This window comes from Marinomonas polaris DSM 16579, from assembly GCF_900129155.1.
Classification (GTDB): domain Bacteria; phylum Pseudomonadota; class Gammaproteobacteria; order Pseudomonadales; family Marinomonadaceae; genus Marinomonas; species Marinomonas polaris.
Window position 1 is genome coordinate 81,950 of the sequence record NZ_FQVF01000015.1, and the last position, 23,789, is coordinate 105,738.

A 23,789-nucleotide genomic window follows, 5' to 3' on the forward strand; every position below is an offset into this window, starting at 1 on the left:
AACAGTCCCTATTGAAACGCTAATGCATTCCACTGTATTTTTCATTTTGCTCAGAATTAAGCCAAGTCAGTTTCTGAGCGAGAAAGCGCCCTGACTCTTTCAAACGCCTGCTGTAAATCAGCGATTAAATCTTCAGTGTCTTCGATCCCCACAGATATCCGCACTAAACCTTCAGAAATGCCCAGCGCTAAACGCTCTTCTAAAGTATTTTCAACATGGCTTGTGGTTCTGGCTGGCCCGTAAATGGTTTCTACCGCGCCCAAGTTACCAGCACAATGAGCGTATTGTAATTGCGGCAATAAGATCTTCACCGTATCCATACCACCAACCAGAACAAAACTCACAATTGCTCCAAAGCCTCGCATTTGCTCACAGGCAATAGCATGATTCGGATGACTTGGCAGACCTGGATAATTTACCGCTTCAACCAAAGTTTCAGTCAATAAATATTCCGCAATCGCCAGTGCGCTGCTTTGTTGCTGACGAATTCGTAGTGCCAAGGTTTTCATACCACGAATAATCAAATACGCCGAAAATGGATCCAACGACGCGCCATTAATTTCTCGATAATGACGAACCTTTGCCATTAACTCTTCACAGCCACATACCAAACCGCCCATAGCATCGGCGTGACCGCTCAAGAACTTGGTCGCACTATGAACAACAATGTCGACGCCCAACGCCAAAGGACTTTGGTTCAGTGGTGTCGCAAAAGTGTTATCCGCAATCACCAAGGCACCGACTTTTTTAGCCGCCGCCACAAGACGTTTCACATCGACAATTTTCAATGTCGGGTTAGTCGGTGTTTCCAAATACAAAACATCGCAACCTTTGGCGATTTCCTCTTCGATTTGCTCGTGACTGTGAGTTTCGCAAAGCGTAACGCTCACCCCCATGCGCGGTAAAAATTCTTCAAAAACTTTATTGGTGCCGCCATAACTGTCTTTCGTCGACACAACACGGCAGCCATTTGATAAAAAGGTATAAAGCACACTACTGATCGCCGCCATGCCCGTACTAAAGGCAACCGCCGACTCAGCGTTTTCTAAGCCACAAATCTTGGCTTCTAAGGTTTCTACGGTAGGATTGCTCATACGGCTATAAATAAAACCGGGGGCGGCCCCCAAAGCAACGTCGTACCATTCGTCGATATCTTGGTAGCCATAAGCGGCACTCGCGATAATAGGAGTTTGCGTCGCACGATAAGGATGCTTCATCTGCTCGCCGCTCCATACAGACCGTGTTCCACTTCCTGCTTGATCAAGCGCCAACCTAGCCAATTTCTCACTCATTACAGATCTCTCACATTCTATGGCTAAACAGCCAGTATAAATTCCATTAGCTTTCACTATAGCCAAACGAGTAAAACGCGAGAAATCATCTTATCAAGCACTAAGGGGCGTTTTTTTTAATGGATAAAATTACGACCTAATGACTTATACTGTCTATTCCTCCGTGTTCATTTCCTGACTTCTAGGACCTTTAATGAAACCTGCTGCTTCGCCTAATAATACTGTCGATAAAAATATGTTTGGTGTCTTTCGTTATAGCCGTCGCGCTATTGACTTGGTTTGGAAAACTTCACCTGCGTTAACCATTGGCTTGGCACTAGCAACGCTAGTTGCTGGCGTGCTACCTGCGGCGATGGCGTATGTTGGGCAGTTAATCGTCGATGCCGTACTGGCTGCAATGGAAAGTTACAAGCAGGATCAAGTTCTGCATTATCAAACTGCACTCAACTATGTGGTGTTAGAGGGAATCTTGGTGTTGGTGATTGCCGCCGCGCAACGCGCCTTGACCGCGCAGCAGGCTATTTTACAAGGCTTGTTAGGTCAAAAAGTTAACTTATTGATCTTAGAAAAAGCCCAAAGCTTAACCCTGTCTCATTTTGAAGATTCTGAATTTTACGACAAACTAGTTCGCGCCCGTCGCGAGGCATCCAGCCGCCCGCTTGCTCTGGTTAATAAAACCTTTGCCCTACTGCAAAATGCTATCTCATTATCCAGCTTTGCGGTCTTGCTGTGGCACTTTTCTCCGTGGGCATTGGCGTTATTGATTTGTGGCGCTTTGCCTTCTTTTATCGCTGAGGCCAAGTTTTCGGGCGATGCTTTTTTGATGTTTCGTTGGCGCTCGCCAGAAGTGCGTCAGCAAAACTATTTGGAAACCTTGTTGGCTCGGGAAGACAACATTAAAGAAGTTCGCCTGTATCAATTGGGTGACCGCTTTTTACAGCGCTACACAGAAATATTCATCAAGCTATTTAAAGAAAGTAAACGACTGATTTTACGTCGCGAAAGCTGGGGCTTCGCCCTTGGCGTCATCAGCACCTTGGTGTTTTATGGCGCCTATGGCTGGATCGTCAGCGACACCATTATTGGCGCGATTACCTTGGGTCAAATGACCATGTATTTGCTCTTATTCAAGCAAGGTCAAAGCTCAGTGTCTGCCTCGCTCACTGCCATCAGCGGCATGTACGAAGACAATTTGTATCTATCCAACCTCTACGAATATCTAGAGCAAGAAACGCCGCTTTCAACATCCGGTTTGTTAGTAGGACCAACTCCAAACGATGGCATTCGATTTGAGAACGTCTCTTTCCAATATCCAGGTAGTGAACGACCTGCCCTTGCCAACATCAATCTACACATTCGCCCAGGCCATAGCCTCGCGATTGTCGGTGAAAACGGCTCAGGCAAAACCACTCTCATCAAACTGCTGACTCGTCTTTATAACCCAACTCAAGGACGAATCTTGCTAGACGGCTTGGACTTGCTGGAGTGGGAAGAAAGCGCGCTGCTAAAGCGTGTTGGCGTTATATTCCAAGACTTTGTGCGTTATCAATTTATTGTTGGCGAAAACATCGGCGCTGGTGATAATGACAGATTCAATGATCAAACCGGATGGAAAAAAGCCGCCGAACTTGGCAAGGCCACCGACTTTATTGATCAACTTGAAAACGGCTACCAAACCCAACTGGGCCGCTGGTTCCGCGGTGGACAAGAATTGTCTGGTGGGCAATGGCAAAAAATCGCCTTGGCGCGCGCCTTTATGCGCGAAGACGCGGATATTTTGGTATTAGATGAACCGACAGCTGCGATGGATGCTCAGGCAGAAGCCAATATTTTCCAGCATTTCCAAGAACACACCAAAGACAAAATGGCAATTCTGATTTCTCACCGATTTTCCACTGTGCGTCTCGCACACGAGATCATCGTCATGGAACATGGACAAATCAAAGAACGCGGCACTCACGAATCGCTACTGGCTCAACAAGGCCAATACGCACATTTATTTACCTTGCAAGCGCAGGGCTATAAATAGCTCGGCGCAGGATTATAAATAGCCACTAGCGTGTTTTGCCATACTATCTTTTAACAAAGACATTATGGCGAAACACCCTTTCTAAGCTCATTGCCAATACGCTCAAAATCACAATACCTCCACCTAGCACAACCAAAACAGAAGGCAACTCACCCAAAACAAACGACGCTATTACCATAGAAGTAGGCGGAATCAAATACAGCACAATGGATATTTTGCTGACTTCCGTGTGCGACAAAACATAAGCCCAGGCCACGTACGCCAATGCGCTCGGGAAGATGCCTAAAATCACCACAGCAAAATTCACCTGAAAATTGGAAGCCTGCATCGAATCCAATAAGCCGGGAGAAAATACCAACAAAACCACTGTGCCAGTCCATACCGTATAACACACCATGGTTAAGGTACTGTAACTCTGCGAATAACGTTTTTGCAGAATGAAATACACACTCCAAGAGCAAGCCGCCACAAGAATCAATAAACCATTAAGGCTGATATTGCCGATGCCTTTATCACCGATCACTACGATCAGTGCGCCTATCATGCCGCAGAATACACAGCACCAACGCCATAAATTAATTCGCTCCTTTAAAACACAGCGCGAAATAATCACGGTAAAAATCGGCGTTGATTGCGCTAACACACTCGCAGCACCCGCACTCACCCCTCGCTGACCAAAATTTAACGCAATGTGATGCAAGGCCACAGCAAAAAAGCCAAGCACAAACAACAAGGGAATATCCTTCACTTTGGGCACTTGCACACCCTGATAAATCGCCACTATTCCCATAAAAATCGAGGCAATAATAAAGCGTAATAGGGCTAACTGACCGGGCGAATATGATGCAAGACCAAGATGAATACCGATTGGCGAATACGCCCAACACACCACAACAAACATCGTAGCAATAACCAGCTTGGCCTCCGTCTTTCTATTCACCTTTTGCATATATAACCCTTTTTAAATTCACTCGCCGTCTAAGAAGGAGTTAGTATTAAGAGAAAGGCGCAATACAACAATTAACGAATACTGCATCCAGTATTCACTTGGAATGAATGATGGAACTAGCTCAAATCCGAATGTTCAAAACGGTCGCTAATCTTGGTAGCGTGGTACAAGCATCCACAGCATTGCACTGTGTTCCCTCTAATGTGACAGCGAGAATTAAGGCACTTGAAGCTGAGTTAAAAGTGTCGCTGTTTTACCGAGAAGGACGCGGACTGCGCATTACACCAGCTGGAGAAGTGTTTCTAACTTATGCCGAGAAAATTTTAGCATTAACAGAAGAAGCCAAACGAGCCGTTGATCCAACGTCTGAACCATCTGGTCCACTGCGCATTGGTGCTATTGAATCCTCGGCAACCAGTCGTTTACCACCGATGCTGACAAAGTTTCACGCGCAATACCCAAACGTTGAGCTGCAATTTAAAACGGGGACTTGGTCACAACTTGTAGACGACATACAGCATCACAGATTAGATGGCGCCATTGTCGCCGTTGATATTGACCGACCTTTTTTAGACAGCACCACTTTCTTCAATGAAGATCTGGTGCTTATTTCCTCCGCCTCTGCTGCCCCTATCAAATCCGCGAATGATATAGAAGGAAAAGCCATTTTTATGTGGCCGGAAGCCTGCCCATATCGAGCTGCACTAGCAACTTGGCTAAGGAAAAACAAGGTAAAAACGCCCATCACCAGTATCGCCAGTTACGGCACCATTATTGGCTGCGTCAGTGCTGGAAGCGGCATATCGCTCGTTCCAAAAGGCATTTACGAACAATATCAATCGGGCATGGGATTAGTTGGATATGAGTTTGCAGAATTAGAAACTATTGAAAACCGCTTTATTTGGCGCAATGATGGTGGCCATTTTCCGGCTTTAGACGCTTTCACTCAGATGATTCAGCAAAATAACCATTGCGAATAATCATCAAACAATTCATAGGAAAAACCGTTTTGAACAGACGTAATTTTATAAAATCCAGCCTCTTAGTGGCCATGACAAGTACGCTACCTAGAGTCATTCTTGCTGCTACACCGTCTGCTGGTTTCGACTATGAATTGATCGTCGCGCCAGCCGATGTAAACATTGTTTCAGGTGGAAGCACGCCAGCGCTTTGCTTTAATGGCGGTTATCCTGCGCCTGTGATTCGCGCCAAGCAACATCAGCCTGTTCGTATTCGTGTGATCAACAAGTTAAACGAACCCACCACGATTCATTGGCATGGTATGAGAATCCCGATTGCAATGGATGGCGTGCCGTTTTTAAGCCAACCACCAATTATGCCCGGCGAAACATTTGACTATGAGTTTACGCCACCAGATGCCGGTTCTTTTTGGTATCATCCACACATGAACAGCGTAGAACAGCTTGGCAAAGGCTTGGTTGGTGCACTGATCGTTGATGAAGCGGAGAAGCCAGACTTTGATGAAGATCTGGTGCTTTGCATGAAAAACTGGCACATCAAAGACGATGGTTCTTTTACCGCGTTGACGACGCCACAAAATGCTTTTCGCATGGGAACACCCGGTCGAGTAATGACAATCAACGGCCAGATTCACCCAACCTATGAAGTCCCTGCTAGCGGAGCTATTCGCGTGCGCTTCTTGAATGTGGATAACACCCTACTTTATCAAGTGAACTCAACCGATCCTCAGGCTCAGATCCTCGCCATTGATGGTAATCCGATTGCCCAGCCAATTGCCTTAACTGAGCACGCAGTAGGGCCAGGAATGCGCCTTGATCTTGGTGTGATCGCGCCTAGCAAAGTCGGAGAAACTGTCACCTTTAAGCACAAGGGTAAACCTATGGTGACCATCAAAGCCGTGGCTAGCCAGTTTAAAGACCGCAGCTTACCTAAGCTGCCACTCAACCCAATTCCCGCTCCAGATTTAGATAACGCGGAAACTATTAAATTTGCTTTTGAGTGGAACGCGAACATAACGCCGATTGAGAAAGATGGCGAAGTCAGCTACAACTTTTGGACAATGAATCGTCGCTCTTGGGAAGGCATGTCAAAAGGTCACATTCCTGATCCTCTTGCCACACTAGAACGTGGTAAAACTTATATATTCGAGCTATCTAATTTAACCCAGTATCACCATCCGATTCACATACATGGTCATACGTTTACCGTGTTAAGTTCGAACAAAAAGGCCATCACACCATTTCATACGGATACGGTTTTGCTTGGTCAAAACGAAACTGTGCTTGCTGCATTAGTTGCCGATAACCCAGGGCGCTGGATGTATCACTGCCATATTATCGAACACCTAAAAACAGGCTTTATGAGTTTTGTTGAAGTGACATAAAGCATAAGACCCTCACTAAGAGACCAGATTCGAAATTAATCTGGTCTCTTTACTTATCAGAGCTTATGACTAAATAAAGTCATCACTACCAAAATCATCAAAGCCGCCCATATCGTCGAATCCACCCTGATCAACACCGCCAGAATCAATGTCACTTTGATCCATATTGGCTTGGTCAAAACCCGCCTGACCAAAGCCTCGGTTAGGATCTAAACTATCACCTGATTGATCAAAGCCTGCCTGACCAAAACCACCACCGCTATCAGCAAAACTCTCCTGACCAGAACCTGATGCAGATCCAAGGTCTGGCTCTTGTCCAAGATCAGAGGCCGCAGGCGTTTCATTAATAACATTGGCCATTTCTGCTTCAGAATGATGACTAAACATGTTCATCAACATATTCCCAACGACCATACCACCAGCTACACCAGCGGCCGTTTGCAGCGCGCCACCTAAAAAGCTACTGCCACGTCCCGCGCCTTGCGGCTGACTATAGGCTTGATTGTTTGACTGCTGAGAATTTGATTGCTGGCTATTTGATTGCCCAAAGCCTTGTTGTGAGCCATTTCCTCCGCCCCAACCAGAACGTTGCTGTGCAGTGCCTTGGGAAGAGTACTGAGAAGAGTGTTTTGAAGAACCTTGCTCCCCACCAAATAACCCCGACAGGAAACCACCAGAACTAGGCTTTGTCGACGCTTTACGCTCTAGCTCTTCAACACGAGCATTTAACTGCTTTAATGCAGCTTCTTGCATGATAATAGTTTGCGCCATGTAATAAGGCGCGGCAGGATTTGCCACCAAATGTTTATTAATCTGGCTTTCCGCCTCTTTATCACGTTCACCTGTATTGTTCTCTGCTGTTTTGATCCGCTCGAACAAACTATCAATTAAACCATTTGCGTCGTTACTCATCGCTTTGTCTCCAACCTAAACATTACCTTTGCACAAAGATCTCTAAAAAAGTTAGCAGGCAAATGAAAAAAAGGGCCTGCGATCCCTTAATGATAAGGCCGCTCGACACGCGAACAAGTGATTAAAGAGTCAGGAAAAAGGAAACAAGGCTTTGAGAAAGGTTAATATTTTTACTTAGTTGAACAATTGATAGAAGGATAAACAAAGAAGTGAATTTAAAACAAAAACGCCAGATCAAAGTGTCTTGATCTGGCGTGTTTTTAGTGTCCGCAATCTAGTCGCGAGCTTATAGCTCGTCGTCGCTCTCTGCGTTTTCTAGATCTTCATCTTCTTCTTGCTCATCAGCAGCGTCACGTTTTGTACGCTGTGCTGGCGCAGCTAGAATTTCAAGATAGAACTCAGTCCACTCTTGGCTTTCGGCAAAGCTGATTTTTTCATTGATTTGAGCGACATGAATCTCTTCAGCCAACGCTTCTGTTTGACCAAAGCGACAATCAAATCCCCAAAAGTCAGCGTATTCAGGCAAAGCTTTATTACGCTCTCTTTTTAGGTATTTTTTAACTTCGTTTTTCGTCGCTTCAACTAAGCGTGGGTACTTGATTGTTGGATGAGATAGCTTAAATGTCTTTTTCATTGGGATCCTAGAGAATTGAATGACTGGAAGTGACGTAACACATTCCAATTGCCGAGCATGATAACGGATCGCCTTATTTGTCGCCATGAATAAGTCGTTAAAATACGCAGCCACTGGTAATCCAACAGCCGCATATCAGACGATTTGGCTTTAATTACCAGCTATTCGGCTTGGTAAGCCATCAATAAACGATGAATAAAAGCCAGCTTATTCCGCACTGCGGGAACCAAGACAAAAGGATATAAATCCGGTTGCCCCATACCACGATTCAGGTTGTTTACTGCAAAAGTCAACGGCACATATTGCGCGAGAATCTCGTCGAAATTATCGTGTCGATAAGGATCGATATTCACCATCACTGCAAGGTTTTGTCGATTCGAACCAACAGGTTGAAGACTCAAACCAAGATCGCTGGCCATTTCCAAGGTATCGACAATATGCAGGTAATGCGCCCATGTTTCTGCCCAGTCTTCCCAAGCATGTGAAGATGCATATACGCTTACGAAAGACTGCTGCCAATCTGGGTTTGGCGTTTTGTAATGAGCCTCTAACGCATCGGCGTAACTGGCACGATCATCACCAAAAAGCGCTCTAAAATCTGCTAAAACCTGTTCATCATCAAAAACCAGCTGATCCCAATAATAATGGCCAATTTCATGGCGAAAATGTCCAATGACGGTTCGATAAGACTCTTTCATGTCCTCGCGCATTTGCTCACGATCAACCGAATTGCCCTCAGCAGCGTTAATAGTCACCTGTCCAGAAGCATGGCCTGTCATGGCGCTCACATCTTCTGGCACCACGTTATTTTCGGAAATAAAATCAAAAGACAAACCGTCTTCAGGTTCTGTTTTTTTACTTATCAAAGGCAAACCAAGACGCAACAAAGAATACACCAAGCGATGCTTAGCAAACTCCAGTTGTTGCCATGCTTGACGCTCTTCTATTTTTTCTAAATTCGGGATATGACGATTCAATTCACACGCCATACAAAAAGTGCTGCCGCCCTCTTCCACCATCCAGTTACACACTTGATGTTGATGGTTTTCACAGTAGTACCAGCGCTTTGCTGGGATGGACTTATCGGCCATGGCGTACCAAGCATTATCAATCGACTTTAACGCACTAATTACCAATTGATCTGGCAAAAAGCCCAATGATGAAGAACATTGCTCGCAGTGAGTGTTCTCAAATAACACCGTCTGTCCACATTGCTGGCAGCTGAAAATTTTCATAAAACTCCTGCTATCAAAAGAGATAAGCCTGTAAATGTAAAAAATGAAAAAGAGAGAAAAATCGAGCATCGAATCAGCTCAGCACAATTGCGCCTTGCTAGGATCATAGTTTACAGTACGGAAAAACGCCTACCTGTATACTTGCTCATATGGGATGTAATTTCCGCCAATCTAACCATTGAGACAACACATTGCTGAAGAAAAACAACAAAAACTTCACCACTATTTCAGACGTTGCGAAATACGCTAAAGTGGGTAAGACCAGTGTTTCACGTTACCTTAATGGGGAACAAGACAAATTATCAGAAGAGCTGCGAGAAAAAATCGCGCAAGCCATTGCTCATCTGGATTTTCGTCCTAACCATTCGGCTCGCATGCTGCGAGCAGGCCACTCAAAACTGATTGGACTCATGCTCGCCGATGTCACCAATCCATATTCCATAGACGTTTTACAAGGTGTGGAGCATATTTGTCGTCGCGAAGGTTACATGTTGATGGTCTGTAACACAGACAATGAAAAAGAGCTGCAAGATCGCTATTTAGCATTGCTAGAAGCGCACCGAGTCGATGGAATAATAGTGAACACATCGGGCATGGCGCAGAAACAAATTAGCAGTTTGGCACAAATATCTTGCCCTATTGTTCTGGTGGACAGAATCAATACCTCACTTGGCTTCGATACCGTTGGCTTGGATAATGAAGCCGCCGCAAAAGAAGCTTGCCAACATTTGCAAACCAAGGCTTATGAAGCCATTCTCGTCATTACCAAATCTCTTGAAATTGACCCTCGCCAAGCTAGAGTTGATGCAATAAAAACCTTTACCCAAGAACATGAAAATATGTCTTGTGACATCATTGAAATCGAAAACATGACAGTCAGCCAGCTTTCCAAAGCAATTCGAGCTTTCATAGATGCAAACCCACACCGTAAAAAAGCCATCTTTACCACAAATGGTGTCGCCATGATGAGTACCGCGAAAGCCTTAAAACAACTAGACATGCGCATCGGTACACAAATAGGCTTAATCAGCATCGACGATCCTGAATGGGCGCAACTGTTCGAAGGCGGCATTACCGTTATGCGCCAACCAACCCAACTCATAGGCCAAACCGCTTGTGAGCGTTTGCTTGCTAGAGTCCAAGGTAACAACAACCCCGCACAACACATAAAACTAAAAGCCGAACTCGTTATTCGTCATTCCACCTAGTGCCTTTACAAAAAGTATTTAGATAAAAACAATTTGACTAAAAAACAACCATATAATTTTTTAAAAGCGATTGACAAACTCTATTCATGGAATCGATTCCATGATATCGTCTTTTGCCTAAAGTGTGATCATCATAATCATAAAAATCGATCCATAATGGAGTTACCATGAAAAAACTATTTACTCTGCTAACCGCTGCTGCTGCCATTTCTCTCGCTGGATGCAGTGATGACTCAGCCAAATCTGACACGATTAAAATCGTTGCTGCCCACAATCAAACCAACCTCTCTAGTCCATACCAAACTGGCATGCTGAAACTGAAAGAAGTCGCCGATAAATCAGGTCTTTTCAATGTAGAAGTACACGCAGGAACCATTGGTACCAATGAAAATGAATTGGTTGAAAAACTGGTACTTGGCGGCGCGGACATGGTTCTGGTTTCACCTGGCTTTATGACATCATCAGGTATTGAAGAAGTGGACCTGTTCTCTTTGTTGTACTTGTTTAACGATTACAGCCATTGGGAAAAAGTGGTTGATGGCAAAGTAGGTAAGGATATTGCCGACATCATCTATACCAAGTCTGGTGAAAAGTACCGTGTCGCCGCTTATTGGACCGCCGGTGTTCGTCACTGGTATGGCAAGCAACCGGTTAATTCCTTTGCAGACGTAAAAGGCATGAAAATCCGTACTCAAACGTCCGGCGTAGTGTCTCAATACTGGAAAGAAATCGGCGCTGTACCAACCTCAGTTGCTTGGGCTGAACTTTACCAAGCGCTATCAAGCAATGTGGTTGATGCTGCCGAAAATGCTTATCCCTACTTCATTCCAATGGAACACCACAAAACATCCAACGGTAAGTACATTTCTGAAACCGGTCATGACTATACCACTCGTCTATTGCTAGTGCGTAATTCAGTATGGGAAAGCTTCAATGATGAACAGCGTACGGCCTTCAACCAAGCAGTAAAAGAGGCGACTAAAGCGGAACGCCAAGCGTTATATAGTGAAGAGTCTACTTACAAGCAAAAAGCCATTGATGATGGTGCCATCGTTAATACGTTAGACCGCACTCCTTTCATTGAAAAAGCACGCTCTATCCAAGATCAGTGGGCGGCGAAAAATGGCATGACAGAGGTTCTTGAAACCATCCGTCAGACTAAATAACGCTCTCTGCTAGCCTAGCTCCGAGGACTCCTCGGAGCTTCAAGGATATATGGTATGAAAATACTGACTAATTTTATTGCTCGACTCCAAATCAGTTTAGGCGTTTTGCTACTGGTGATTTTCCTCGCCGCGACCTTGATTCAAGTAGTTACTCGCTACCTAGGTATTTCGGTGTTATGGACGGAAGAAATCGCCGTAAATTCTTTTATCTGGGCCATGTTCCTTGGCACAGCAGTCATGGTAAAAGAAAACAAACACTTTGGTTTTGACGTTCTCACGCATTATTTCCAAGGCGATAAACGCTCGGTTTTAGTGATTATTCAGAATCTTATCATGTTGATTTTCTGTTTATTCTGCTCGCTATACAGTGTTGAAATCACTCAAGCATTTTGGAACTCGCGCTGGATCAGTATCCCTGAATTTCGACAAGGCTATGTGTGGCTGATTATGCCAATCACCTTTATTAGCTCCAGTGTTTATCTGGTGGATAATATCTACAACGAAGCGAAAACATTGTCTTGCTTCAAGGGGGCTTCATGGAACTCGCGTTAATCACCTTATTATTTGTTGGTCTTATTATTCTTGGGATACCCATTGCCTTCTCTATCGGTATCGCTTCTTTAGTGGGTATTGGTACCATGACTGGCGCGCCAACGACCATGATCCCAATGAAGATGTTCTACGGCCTTAACTCTTATGTGTTACTCGCTGTGCCACTATTTGTGTTAACAGCTAACATCATGAACAGCGGCCAGATATCTCATCGACTTATCAACTTTTCTATCGCCTTAGTCGGTCGCAAACCGGGCGGGCTTGGTCACGCAAACGTATTGGTCTCCATGTTGTTTGCTGGTGTTAGTGGATCGTCTACTGCCGATACAGCTGGCGTGGGAAAAATCCTCATACCTAACATGATCAACAAAGGCTACAGTCGCGAAATGTCGGTTGGAGTTACAGCCGCCTCGTCTACCATTGGTGGCATTATTCCACCTAGTATTACCATGGTAATTTATGGTGGACTGACGAATACCTCGGTTGGGCAATTGTTTATCGGCGGCATGGTGCCTGGGATTTTGATCGGCCTTGGAATGATGTTTGTCATTAGTATTATTGCCAAACGTGACAACTTGCCGATGATGGAAAAGATCAGTCGTGCGGAATTTATCGCTCTAAGCAAAGACGCCATTCCTGCGATGATCACGCCTCTTATCATTATTGGTGGTATTGTTTTTGGTGTCTTCACTCCAACAGAAGCTGCAGCGTTCTCAGCAGTTTATGCTTACTTCGTTAGTGCGTATTACTACAAATCCATCAGCCTCAAAGATTTGCCAAAGATTTTCACCGAAACCTTAAAGCTTAGCTGCTTATCACTATTTGCTTTGGCGGCAGCTTCGGCTCTCGGGGAATTCCTTGGCTATTATCAAATCAATGCGATGGTATCGAACTTTTTCAGTGGAATAGGCAATAATGAATACTTGTTCCTATTCATTATTGTGGCCTTTTTCCTATTTATCGGCACCTTTATGGATGCCATTCCAGCCATGGTGCTGTTTGTACCGGTTATTTATCCTGTCGCACTTACATTAGGAGTCGACCCAGTTCAACTCGGCATTGTGGTTATTATTACTTTATCCATTGGCTTAATTACACCGCCTTATGGTTTGTGTTTGTTAATAGCAAGTGCCATTGGCGAACTGTCCATAGACAAGTCATTCAAAGCGGTTATGCCATATATTTCAGTCATCATACTAGTACTGGTTGCCGTTATATTCATGCCATTTATATTGTTGATATAGGCTAAAAACAAGAAGGAATCATCCATTATGGAAACAAATCAAACACACTCTTTTGTTACTCTTGGTGAAGCAATGGCCATGTTTGTAGCGAAAACACCGGGGCAACTCGCTGACATTGAAGAATTCCATCGTTCTTTAGCTGGGGCGGAAGTCAATGTCGCTATCGGTATGGCACGTTTAGGTTTTGAAGCCAGCTATATTAGTAAAGTAGGTAAAGACAGCTTTGGGCAGTTTATTCGCCAAGCAATAAGCAAAGAAAACATTCGCACTGATTGGATTTCTGAAAGCGCCAACCATGCTACTGGTTTTATGCTGAAGTCCAATGTAACCGATGGCAGCGATCCTAAGGTCGAGTATTTCCGTCGTAACTCTGCCGCGTCAACATTAAGCGCAACAGACATTGACAACACTTTATTCAAAGCAGGCGCACATTTGCATCTAACTGGTGTCGCCGCAGCGGTATCGGTACCAATGCGAGACGCAGCAAAACACGCGTTAGAACTCGCTAAGAAACAAGGCTGCAGCGTCTCTTTTGACACAAACTTACGCCCTTCCCTTTGGCCTAATCAAGCAACCATGGTAGCAACCATCAATGAATTTGCTTTTGCCAGCGACATTGTTTTACCAGGTATAGAAGAAGGTAAAATCCTCGCCAATAGTGATCAACCAGAGGTGATTGCCGACTTTTATCTTCAGCGTGGCGTCAAAACGGTTATCGTCAAACTCGGTAGCAAAGGCGCATACTTTAAAACCCGTAATGGTGAATCTGGCATAGTCGCTGGCTTCCCTGTAGTAAAAGTAGTAGATACAGTTGGAGCGGGAGATAGCTTTGCTGTTGGCGTGATATCTGCTCTACTAGATGGTAAAACAATAGAACAAGCCGCTCGTCGCGGAAACCTGCTCGGCTCTCTGACAGTCCAGGTTCGTGGCGACAGCGAAGGCTTGCCAACTCGTGCACACCTCAATGATTTAGAGAAAGCAGTTTAGAGAAGAGCGACCTAGAAAGAGGCAACTAAAAAGGAATAGTAGGATGAAGAAAAAAGTAATTTTGTACCGAGACATTCCAGCAGAAGAACGCCAGCGACTTGAAGCACAGTATGACGTTACCTTCTTTAATAATATCAATGAAGATAACAAAGGTGCCTTCATAGCTGCCCTTGCTGACGCGGAAGGCTTAATTGGCACCAGCACTAAAATGAGTTCAGAGCTATTGAGCCTTGCACCTAAGCTAAAAGCCGCATCAACGATTTCCGTCGGCACAGATCTATATGACTTAAATTATCTCACTGAGCGTGGCATTCCTTTGATGCACACACCTGGCGTACTGAACGAAACCACCGCCGATACATTATTCACTCTGATTATGTGTGCGGCTCGACGTGCTGTTGAGCTATCTAACATGGTGCGAGAAGGTCGCTGGACCAGCAACATAGGCGAAGCCCTTTACGGTACAGATGTGCACGGTAAAACCCTTGGCATTATTGGTATGGGTCGCATTGGTTATGCGATTGCTAAGCGTGGGCATTTTGGTTTTGATATGAAGATTCAATACAGCAACCGCAATCGTAAACCAGATGCTGAACAAGACTTAAACGCTACTTATATGGAGATGGAAGAACTGCTTCAAACGTCAGACTTCGTCTGTGTGATGACGCCGTTAACACCAGAAACCGAACGATTGATTGGCGCAAAAGAATTCGCCATGATGAAGAAAAGCGCTATTTTCATCAATGGTTCCCGTGGCAAAGTGATTGACGAAGCGGCTCTTGTCGACGCCCTAAGCAATGGCACTATTCGTGCAGCCGGTTTAGACGTCTTTGAAGTCGAACCGCTATCGGGCGACTCACCGCTTTGTAAACTCGACAATGCAGTCTTGTTTCCACACATCGGCTCAGCAACGGCAGAAACACGTCTTGCTATGATTACTTGCGCTGTGGACAACCTGATCAATGCACTTAATGGTGATATATCACAAAACTGCGCCAATCAACATTTGTTAGACAGATAGCCTTTTGGCTATCTGTTTCTCCTCTAATATATCTTTCTACTCGCTTCTTTTAGTAACAATATATTGATCCAAATCAGCTGTCATAAAAATTGCTAATGATAATCTTTCACTTATGGAGACCACTATGGAAACCACTAAAGTCGAGAGGGATAGCATGTCTAAATTACCTGTTTTTAAAAATGAAAAAAATAACCTTTATTTGCCATTTATGAGCAGCTTCTACAATACGTTTGCTCAACCATTTGGCTGGGCACTGTTCCGTATTGTTATCGGCGGAATGCTTGTTGTTGAGGGCTGGCCAAAGATCATAGCTCCCTTTGCTCAAGTCGGCTTTGTTGAAAACTTAGGCTTCTATCCAGGTTGGCTTTGGTCACCAATGTTGGCGGGGATGCAATTTTTTGGCGGTATGTTCATTGCGGTGGGTTTGCTAACTCGACCAATCGCTCTGGCAAATGCAGTCATGTTAGCCATCACATTATGGTTCCATTTCGCTCATCCTTATGGCGATGCTTTATTAACTCAAGCAGGCATAGATGCGCTGAACTCTGGTAGTGATTTTTTTACTCCAAATGGCATAAAACGCTTAGCGGATGGCGGCGGCGCTTTTCTTACTTCAGTACAACTAAAAGCAGAACTTGCCTCTATCTTCTGGACTGCTGGTGCATTGTTAATCGCAGCGTTCGGCGGGGCTCATTTCTCACTAGATCGTCTATTCAAAAAACAGTTCTAAAATTTTATCTCATAAAAAAGGAAGAGATGTACACCATCTCTTCCTTTCATCAATTCTTATTCTGTCTTTCTAAACAAAAACTAAAGTACTTAGTTGAAATAAATTACCGCTTAATCTTATTACCAATCCGACTAAACTCTTTTGAAAGCCAAATATAGGTGACTATACCAATCACATCAGATTCAGGTAACGCGCCCCAGTAACGGCTGTCATTACTATTATCTCGCCAATCACCCAACAAAAATACTTGGCCTTCTGGCACAACTCTTTCTGGCATAGAAATAGAAACATCACTGCATCGGAAACTCTCATCTACTGAGGCAATTAGCTCTGGCTCACCATTTAACATAACTTGGCCATCTTTAATAGCAACCTTGTCATTCCCTAAGGCGACAATTCGCTGCGTAAACAGCACTTGTCTATTATTGGGATAACGAAACACAACCACATCGCCAATATTTAAAGACTGATCTTGTGTATCGACGGCAATGTAATCACCAGGTTGTAAAGTTGGTTTCATAGGATTAGAAGGAACTTGATACAACTCAAAACCTAGCATCGAGCCACGAGACGAAATTAGAGTTTGGCTAACAACCAGAATCAAAGCAAAAATAGCCAAGTACCAATACCATCGATTATAAGGTTTCAATTCGTAGGTTTTATTGGCTAAAGCAAGCCTTACTGCACTGAACATGGCGTATAAATACAGACATGCTAAAAATAGAATCAAAAACCAAATACCATAAGCTGTCGATAACAAGCCCAGCTTACCTAATAAAAAAAGTACGCCGTATTGAAGTAAAAACAGCAATAAACCTTTCTTAACATTACCAGCGTAGACATGCCCTAAGCCCGGTGAAAGGATCGATAATACTAACGCCACAATGGGTTTTCTTTTCTTAATCACGCCTTGCTTCCTTTCGATTATCAATCTTTATCTGTTAATACCTTAACTGCGTATCATAAAACCGAACGAAACCGAGAAAAGCGAGCGGCATCAATTATTGACCAAAGATGAAAGACAGCACCAACCAACCACATAAAGAACAAAATCACAGTGGCTCCTAACGCATAACTAACGAATGTTGTAACGAAAAAAAACAGCGCCATAAAAATACGCCCCTGTACAAGTTGACCTAATCCAGGAATAAAAACATTACAAAGTGCAGCAATTACATTGCCACCTGAACCTTGACCAGACATAAGCGCTCCCATCATAAAACCATTAAAAAATTAAGAATAAGGACAAAACAGCTGAATGAAAAGCACCTTATATAAACGACCTTTTAAAAATACTCTTTCTTATCCTGATAAGCCTGTTTGATGTGCTCTATCAGTAATCTCAGTTTTTCCGGCAGGTATTTAGTAAATGGATAAATAGCGTAAACGCCAAGTCGCCGCGGTTGGTAATCAGGCAAGATGGCGACGAGCTTGCCTTGTTGCAGATCTTCATACACACAGCAACGCGGCACATAGACAATACCAAAGCCTGCCAAGGCAGCTTTGCGTAACGCCTGGGCGTTATTGGTAGCAAAGCTGCCACTGATGCGCACGCTTTCTTCCACTGTTTTTTTGCCGACACCTTGCTTGGTAAACCGCCAATCAAATGAGCCTTGGGCTTGGTAGGTATAAGCCAAACAATTATGATCTTTTAGCGCTTCTAAATTCGTGACTTCACCATGACGCTCAATATAACTAGGTGAGCAACAAACCACCCAGTTTGATTGAATCAGAGGCTTAGCAATCAGGCTGGAATCTTCGAGCTTGCCAGTACGAATCGCCAGATCCAGTCCTTCGCCCACCAAATCCACAAAGTCATTTTCAAGGCGCATATCCACGGTAATATTCGGGTATTTTTGACAAAAATCCGCCACTGCTTCAGCCAATAGCAACTCCCCCGAAATTGTCGGCACAGACATTTTTATCGTGCCCGTTAGGCCTTGGCTAAACGCCGATACCGAGGCAATGGCATCGCTCACTTGGCCTTCTATATTTTTGGCGTGAACGTATAAGCTCTCCCCCGCTTCGGTCAGGCTGAGTCGTCTTGTAGTACGATGAATTAACTGCGCACCAAGGTCTTGTTCAAGCTTGCTGATGCGTTTGCTCAGCGCTGGTGTCGATAGACCCGCTTGCTGCGCCGCTTTATTAAAAGAACCCGCATCGGCAACGTTCACGAAAAGTGTTAAATCGGCTGCGTTCAATGTCGTGCCCCTTTTTTATTAAGATGTTTTAGGAAAGAGTTTATTAGTTTATGTCGTATTTATCACAAATAGAACTGAGACTATAGTTAATGAACAAAATAAAAGGAGCAAAATCCATGCGTCTCAAAGACTGCCACAACTTCCAAGACTTTCGCACCCTAGCCAAAAAACGCCTGCCAAGTCCGATCTTTAATTACATTGATGGCGGCGCTGACGACGAAACGACTTACCGCCGCAACACCGCCGCGTTTGAAACCTGCGACCTTGTACCCAGCGTCCTGACTGGCGTAAAAGATGTGGATCTATCCGTCACCGTGATGGGACAAAAACTCGCCCTACCAATCTATTGTTCGCCCACTGCTTTACAACGCTTGTTCCATCATGATGGGGAAAGAGCCGTCGCTGGTGCCGCCGAAAAATACGGTACCATGTTTGGCGTATCGTCCCTTGGCACGGTGAGCATGGAAGAAATCGCCAAGCAAACCACCACGCCTCAGGTCTATCAATTTTACTTCCATAAAGACCGAGAACTGAACCGCGCCATGATGCAACGGGCCAAAGACTCCGGCGTACAGGTGATGATGCTAACTGTCGATTCCATTACTGGCGGTAACCGGGAACGAGACCTGCGTACCGGTTTCGCTATTCCCTTTAAATTGAACTTAAAAGGCATGCTGCAATTTGTTCTCAAACCCATGTGGGGCATTAACTACGTGACTCACGAAAAGTTTCGTTTGCCGCAGCTTAAAGAACATATCGACATGGGCTCAGGCGCCACTTCGATTGGTGACTATTTTACCAACATGCTCGACCCATCAATGAACTGGGACGACGTGGCAGAAATGGTGAAATTCTGGGATGGAGAGTTCTGCTTAAAAGGCATCATGAGCCGAGAAGACGCTCGAAAAGCGGTAGAAATTGGCTGCACTGGCGTGATCATTTCCAACCATGGCGGACGCCAACTTGACGGCTCTCGCAGCTCTTTCGATCAGCTAGCGGAAATAGTCGATGAAGTGGGTGATGAAATCGATGTCATCTTTGACAGCGGCGTACAGCGCGGCACCCACGTACTCAAAGCCTTATCCCTCGGCGCAAAAGCCGTCGGCATAGGCCGCATGTACTTGTATCCACTCGCTGCCGCAGGACAGCCTGGCGTAGAACGCGCACTCGGTCTAATGAAAGCCGAACTCGAACGAGACATGAAACTCATGGGCAAAACTTCGATTGATCAACTGACGAGAGAAAACTTGCGGTTTAGGTTTTAGCCTTAAGCATATTTAAAATTTTAGGGAGCTGAAATAAAAAAACAGCATGAAAGCGATAAACTTTCATGCTGTTTTTTGATACAGGTAATCAGCCTAACTAGCTTACTAACCCATTACGAATTTAGCCCTTTAGCTAAACAAATTCATGAACAAAGTAATGATAAATGGGTTACAAATATTGATAAAGATCACTGTAATAACAGGCAACATAACAGCAGCATTTGGCGCAGGTCCAAAACGATCAATAACAGTCGCCATGTTTGCAACGGCATTAGGCGTTTGACCTAAACCAACACCACAATGACCCGCAGCCATAACCGCAGCTTCGTAATCTTTCCCCATCAAACGGAAGGTAACGAAGTAGGCAAATAACACCATCATTATCATCTGAGACACAAGAACAACAAGCATTGGTATCGCAAGGTCGAACAGCTGCCAAATTTTTAGCGACATAATAACAAGTACTAAAAATAAGCTAAGCGAGATACTACCAATCAGGTCAATATGGCTCATCTTAAGCTTGTAGTCATTGTAGTCACATACGTTTCTAACAATTGCTGCTGCGAAAACACCACCCACATAATATGGGAAAGTAATGCCAGTTTTATTAAGTAATAAGACAAGAACCGAGCCAAAAGCCATAGTCAATAACACAACAGAAACGGTACCGAGTGGCGTACGTTTATGAGCATCATCATCTTCAAGATCTACTACTTCATTGTTATTAGCACTACTTTTTAAATCAAACTTTTCAATCAAACGTTTTGCTACGGGACCACCAACAAGACTGCCCATAACCAAACCAAATGTTGCAGCTGCAATTCCAGTAACAGTAGCGGATTGAACACCTAATGCTTCAAATGATGGACCAAATGCCGCAGCAGAACCAATACCACCAGACATAGCAACAGAGCCCATACTTACCCCAAGCAGTGCATGAATACCCAATAGTTTAGATAAACCTATGCCAAGCAAGTTTTGTAGGAATAGTAAGGAAACCGCTGCCACAGCCAGAATTGCCCCTTGTTTACCGCTGCGTTTGATCACGTGCAGACTGGCCATAAAACCAGTACAGGTAAAAAATAAGACCAACAGAAAGTTAGTAAGCCCTTTATCAAGGGTCACTGTATATAAGCCAGTTTGTTTGCCAATTAGCATCAAAATGGCGTAAAACAAACCACCAATGACAGGAGCTGGAATGAAGTATTTTTGAAATATAGGCACTTTACCTTTGAAATAACGACCTAAGAAAAGGACGACGACAGCCAAACCCATGGTTTGAACTAGATCAAGCGTAATGTTCATTTGTAGATTCCTTTATTATTTTTTTAGGAAAGTTTATTTAGATCGTTATAAAAATTTACTTTCTAACCCTAATAGCTCTAACGTAGTTTTACCCGCTCTTATCTGCTCTCTAAAAACAACTTCTTTTGATTCTCTCAACTCAGCCATTTCTAAAACATTCTGCGCTTTATCAGGGTTAACAATAACAAGACCGTCTTGGTCTCCAATAACGATATCTCCAGGGCAAATCTGAACATCGCCAATACAAATCGGAACATTCACCTCACCAGGCTGGTTTTTTCCAGTACCCTTGATGCTTATCCCTCTGCAAAAAACAGGAAACCCCATTTCGATAATGGCTTTTGCATCTCGAACGGACCCGTTGATTACCAAACCTGCTAAACCGATCGCCAATGCCTGCTCGGTTAGGACATCACCCCATGGTCCAGCTTCTAAAAAGCCTTTTGCATCAACGACCAAGACATCGCCAGGCTTTGCTTGCAATAAAGCATAATGAATCATCAGGTTATCAGCAGGTTTGCAATCTAATGTTAGAGCTGGACCTGCTAGAGTCATGCTGCTACTCAAAGGTTTCATTCCGCTATCAAGCGCGCCTTTTGCTCCTTGAGCCTCATAGACAGTTGCTGCACCAAGCTCTTTAAGGCGTTTCAACAACTCGTCATTTTTTATTGTTTGTTTAGTCATACCATTCTCCTTTGAACTTAATTCCAATTTAAGCTAAAGTAAAAACTTAAACAAACATGCTTTTTTTGAACTTAAGATAAGAAAAAATGAACTTAAAACAGCTCAGATATTTTTGTGAAGTCGTTAGTTGTGGCAGCGCCACTCAAGCTGCGAAGCATCTTTTTATTGCCCCGACAGCAATTAGCATGCAAATCAGCCAGCTAGAAAACCATTTAGGGGGAGAGCTTTTTGATCGCTCAACTCGCCCTATGGAATTGACCGCATTAGGAAAATACTTTTATCCAAGGGCAAAAGACCTGTTAGCTCAGATGACAAAACTGGATGAAGAAACACACGATATCGCGACAGGCAAGAGCGGCTGCTTAAGTATTGGCGTGGTGAGATCAACGCTATTTACCATCATGCCTCAAGCAATCAGAGCATTTCGCGAAGCTTATCCAGGCGTTCATTTAGATTTATTAGAAGTGTTATCTGAATATCAACCAGACCTTCTAGTTGATAGGCGCATCCACATTGGTATTTCGCGATTTATTGGCAAGTTTTCACCACCAGATCATCAAACACACACCTTAATTATGGAAGACCCTTTTGTTGTCGCGATACCGGCTCACCACCCGCTAGCCGAAAAAAAATCATTAATTCCGAAAGATATCGACAAAGAACCTTTTATTATCTACCCGAAAGATCCAGTAACTCGCTATGGTGAAAAAATCTTAGATGCTTTAGCCACAAAAGACTCAAAGCCTGAAGTTTCTTATGAAGCCATTGAAATCCATACCGCATTATCACTAGTATCAGCAGGTTTGGGTGTAACCCTTGTTGCGCAATCCATATCAAAAAATCACTTTAAAGATGTGGTATTTATACCAATAGAAGGTTTAGAAACAAGCACATCAATCATTGCGGTCACCAATACCAGAGAGCAAAACATACACGTAGATGCTTTTTTATCTTTTTTGAAAACATAAGTTTCTACTGTTAAGAGCCGCCTATTAAAACCCCATCAAAATCACAAGTTTCAGCCGCATAACAAGTTACATCGCTGTATAACCTTGAATCTCTATCTGCACGGTATAGAGCCGCGTATCTTACTTCAGGGAGTTGAGGGGTAACATGGAGTATTTTTAAAAACCCACTATCTAAATACTTTTTCATTGCAGCAATAGGTAAATAGCTCACTCCTATCCCAGATAACGTCAAACCTATTTGCGCAACTAGACTATTGCTCAGTAGCGTCCGTGATATTTTCAGATTGTTTTGTGCAAACCAACGTTCATAAATAACTCCTGTACCTGAGAGGTTACTCTGCGTGAGCACATTAAGTTGGGATAAACGTTGGAAATCCAAGACGTCATCTGCCGATACATAATCAGGTGTACACATCCAAGCATTTTTAACCGTTTTCAGCCGACACACTTTATAGGCAGCATCGTCATAAACATCAGGCACAATAATCATATCTAATGAATCATTGCCTAATTTTTCAAGCAGAGTAGAACTTAGCTCGACTTGAGGCTCGATTATTAACTTAGGATAACTTTGCGAAATCATCTTCACTAACTTTGGTAGCCACGTGAGGGCTGTCAATTCTGTCACTCCAATTCTAAAACGTTTATGGAGTGTTTCGGGGCTGCTCATTCGTTCCAAAACATGATCTCGCATATCGAGCATATCTTTCGATAAGGCTAACAGCTCAGCACCTTTTTCAGTCAGCTTTGCATTTCTTCTCGAACGATCAAATACTTCCATGTCAAAGACAGATTCGAGCTCGTTAATCCGTTTAGAAATAGCAGATTGTGTCGTATTAAGTTTATCAGCGGCTAACGCGAAATTGCCTAATTCCGCAATCCAATATAAAGCCTCTATCTGCTTGAACGTAATCACCATTGCTCTCCAACGTATACCATTTTAGCGAAACGACACATCTAAATATTTTTCAATACTCAATTGCCAAGAAGTACTTGTACCTTATTTTAATAACAACGTTAAATAGCCAAAATAAAAAAACCA

23 protein-coding genes are annotated in these 23,789 nt (G+C 43.8%); 12 read left to right on the top strand and 11 right to left on the bottom strand.

The features are described 5' to 3' along the window. Window positions 1–56: 56 nt before the first annotated feature. The gene (locus BUA59_RS15960) at window positions 57–1,292 is read right to left on the bottom strand and encodes a cystathionine gamma-synthase family protein (protein WP_072840677.1); all 1,236 of its coding nucleotides are present in this window, start codon (window positions 1,290–1,292) and stop codon (window positions 57–59) included. A 193-nt stretch (window positions 1,293–1,485) separates the two neighbouring features. Here BUA59_RS15960 and BUA59_RS15965 point away from each other — a divergent pair, with 193 nt between their 5' ends. Continuing rightward, window positions 1,486–3,321: an ABC transporter ATP-binding protein gene (locus BUA59_RS15965; RefSeq protein WP_072840678.1), complete on the top strand. Its 1,836-nt coding sequence runs from the start codon at window positions 1,486–1,488 to the stop codon at window positions 3,319–3,321. Window positions 3,322–3,364: 43 nt separating this feature from the next. Here the strand turns inward: BUA59_RS15965 and BUA59_RS15970 are convergent, their stop codons facing one another. Beyond that, window positions 3,365–4,270 (bottom strand): DMT family transporter, encoded by a 906-nt coding sequence (locus BUA59_RS15970; protein ID WP_072840679.1) that lies wholly within the window; start codon window positions 4,268–4,270, stop codon window positions 3,365–3,367. A 110-nt stretch (window positions 4,271–4,380) separates the two neighbouring features. Here BUA59_RS15970 and BUA59_RS15975 point away from each other — a divergent pair, with 110 nt between their 5' ends. Further along, complete coding sequence (locus tag BUA59_RS15975; RefSeq protein ID WP_072840680.1) at window positions 4,381–5,250, top strand: LysR family transcriptional regulator; 870 nt, start codon at window positions 4,381–4,383, stop codon at window positions 5,248–5,250. A gap of 29 nt (window positions 5,251–5,279) precedes the next feature. Then, window positions 5,280–6,635, top strand: coding sequence for a multicopper oxidase family protein (locus BUA59_RS15980; protein WP_245813165.1), 1,356 nt, complete (start codon window positions 5,280–5,282; stop codon window positions 6,633–6,635). A gap of 69 nt (window positions 6,636–6,704) precedes the next feature. Here BUA59_RS15980 and BUA59_RS15985 read toward each other — a convergent pair whose 3' ends face one another. The 3 genes from BUA59_RS15985 to BUA59_RS15995 form a co-directional block, all read right to left on the bottom strand. Next, complete coding sequence (locus BUA59_RS15985) at window positions 6,705–7,547, bottom strand: DUF2076 domain-containing protein (RefSeq protein ID WP_072840681.1); 843 nt, start codon at window positions 7,545–7,547, stop codon at window positions 6,705–6,707. A gap of 286 nt (window positions 7,548–7,833) precedes the next feature. Further along, window positions 7,834–8,181: a DUF6172 family protein gene (locus tag BUA59_RS15990; RefSeq protein WP_072840682.1), complete on the bottom strand. Its 348-nt coding sequence runs from the start codon at window positions 8,179–8,181 to the stop codon at window positions 7,834–7,836. Between the two features lie 161 nt (window positions 8,182–8,342). Then, window positions 8,343–9,416, bottom strand: coding sequence for a zinc-binding metallopeptidase family protein (locus tag BUA59_RS15995; protein ID WP_072840683.1), 1,074 nt, complete (start codon window positions 9,414–9,416; stop codon window positions 8,343–8,345). Window positions 9,417–9,607: 191 nt separating this feature from the next. On the opposite strand from BUA59_RS15995, the gene BUA59_RS16000 reads away from it, so the two are divergent. The 7 genes from BUA59_RS16000 to BUA59_RS16030 all read left to right on the top strand — a co-directional run bounded on the left by BUA59_RS16000 (window position 9,608) and on the right by BUA59_RS16030 (window position 16,324). Further along, a complete protein-coding gene (locus tag BUA59_RS16000) occupies window positions 9,608–10,624 on the top strand; it encodes a LacI family DNA-binding transcriptional regulator (RefSeq protein ID WP_084122481.1) in 1,017 nt (338 codons plus the stop codon). A gap of 167 nt (window positions 10,625–10,791) precedes the next feature. After that, entirely contained in the window at window positions 10,792–11,790 is a 999-nt protein-coding gene (locus BUA59_RS16005) for a TRAP transporter substrate-binding protein (protein ID WP_072840684.1), read from the top strand. A gap of 54 nt (window positions 11,791–11,844) precedes the next feature. Further along, the gene (locus tag BUA59_RS16010) at window positions 11,845–12,342 is read left to right on the top strand and encodes a TRAP transporter small permease (RefSeq protein WP_072840685.1); all 498 of its coding nucleotides are present in this window, start codon (window positions 11,845–11,847) and stop codon (window positions 12,340–12,342) included. Continuing rightward, on the top strand, window positions 12,327–13,586 hold the full coding sequence (locus BUA59_RS16015) for a TRAP transporter large permease (protein ID WP_072840686.1): 1,260 nt from the start codon (window positions 12,327–12,329) through the stop codon (window positions 13,584–13,586). Before BUA59_RS16010 ends, BUA59_RS16015 begins: the two co-directional genes overlap by 16 nt. Before the next feature lie 27 nt (window positions 13,587–13,613). Then, window positions 13,614–14,573 carry a sugar kinase gene (locus BUA59_RS16020; protein WP_072840687.1) on the top strand — a complete coding sequence of 320 codons (960 nt, stop codon included), beginning with the start codon at window positions 13,614–13,616 and terminating at the stop codon, window positions 14,571–14,573. 43 nt (window positions 14,574–14,616) lie between these two features. Continuing rightward, window positions 14,617–15,594: a 2-hydroxyacid dehydrogenase gene (locus BUA59_RS16025; RefSeq protein WP_072840688.1), complete on the top strand. Its 978-nt coding sequence runs from the start codon at window positions 14,617–14,619 to the stop codon at window positions 15,592–15,594. 124 nt (window positions 15,595–15,718) lie between these two features. After that, window positions 15,719–16,324 carry a DoxX family protein gene (locus BUA59_RS16030; RefSeq protein ID WP_245813166.1) on the top strand — a complete coding sequence of 202 codons (606 nt, stop codon included), beginning with the start codon at window positions 15,719–15,721 and terminating at the stop codon, window positions 16,322–16,324. Between the two features lie 103 nt (window positions 16,325–16,427). On the opposite strand, the gene lepB is transcribed toward BUA59_RS16030, so the two are convergent. The 3 genes from lepB to BUA59_RS16045 form a co-directional block, all read right to left on the bottom strand. Next, entirely contained in the window at window positions 16,428–17,231 is an 804-nt protein-coding gene (gene lepB / locus BUA59_RS16035) for a signal peptidase I (RefSeq protein ID WP_072840689.1), read from the bottom strand. A gap of 53 nt (window positions 17,232–17,284) precedes the next feature. Then, on the bottom strand, window positions 17,285–17,527 hold the full coding sequence (locus BUA59_RS16040) for a hypothetical protein (protein ID WP_072840730.1): 243 nt from the start codon (window positions 17,525–17,527) through the stop codon (window positions 17,285–17,287). An 83-nt stretch (window positions 17,528–17,610) separates the two neighbouring features. After that, entirely contained in the window at window positions 17,611–18,525 is a 915-nt protein-coding gene (locus tag BUA59_RS16045) for a LysR family transcriptional regulator (protein WP_072840690.1), read from the bottom strand. Between the two features lie 116 nt (window positions 18,526–18,641). On the opposite strand from BUA59_RS16045, the gene BUA59_RS16050 reads away from it, so the two are divergent. Beyond that, entirely contained in the window at window positions 18,642–19,790 is a 1,149-nt protein-coding gene (locus BUA59_RS16050) for an alpha-hydroxy acid oxidase (RefSeq protein ID WP_072840691.1), read from the top strand. Between the two features lie 129 nt (window positions 19,791–19,919). On the opposite strand, the gene gltS is transcribed toward BUA59_RS16050, so the two are convergent. Both gltS and BUA59_RS16060 read right to left on the bottom strand, forming a co-directional pair. After that, window positions 19,920–21,095: a sodium/glutamate symporter gene (gene gltS / locus BUA59_RS16055; RefSeq protein WP_072840692.1), complete on the bottom strand. Its 1,176-nt coding sequence runs from the start codon at window positions 21,093–21,095 to the stop codon at window positions 19,920–19,922. A 45-nt stretch (window positions 21,096–21,140) separates the two neighbouring features. Further along, window positions 21,141–21,779, bottom strand: a complete 639-nt coding sequence (locus BUA59_RS16060) for a 4-carboxy-4-hydroxy-2-oxoadipate aldolase/oxaloacetate decarboxylase (protein WP_072840693.1) — start codon at window positions 21,777–21,779, stop codon at window positions 21,141–21,143. An 86-nt stretch (window positions 21,780–21,865) separates the two neighbouring features. Between BUA59_RS16060 and BUA59_RS16065 the strand changes: the two genes are divergently transcribed. Further along, a complete protein-coding gene (locus tag BUA59_RS16065) occupies window positions 21,866–22,747 on the top strand; it encodes a LysR family transcriptional regulator (protein WP_072840694.1) in 882 nt (293 codons plus the stop codon). A 10-nt stretch (window positions 22,748–22,757) separates the two neighbouring features. Here the strand turns inward: BUA59_RS16065 and BUA59_RS16070 are convergent, their stop codons facing one another. Further along, on the bottom strand, window positions 22,758–23,666 hold the full coding sequence (locus tag BUA59_RS16070) for a LysR family transcriptional regulator (RefSeq protein ID WP_245813167.1): 909 nt from the start codon (window positions 23,664–23,666) through the stop codon (window positions 22,758–22,760). Between the last annotated feature and the right edge of the window lie 123 nt (window positions 23,667–23,789).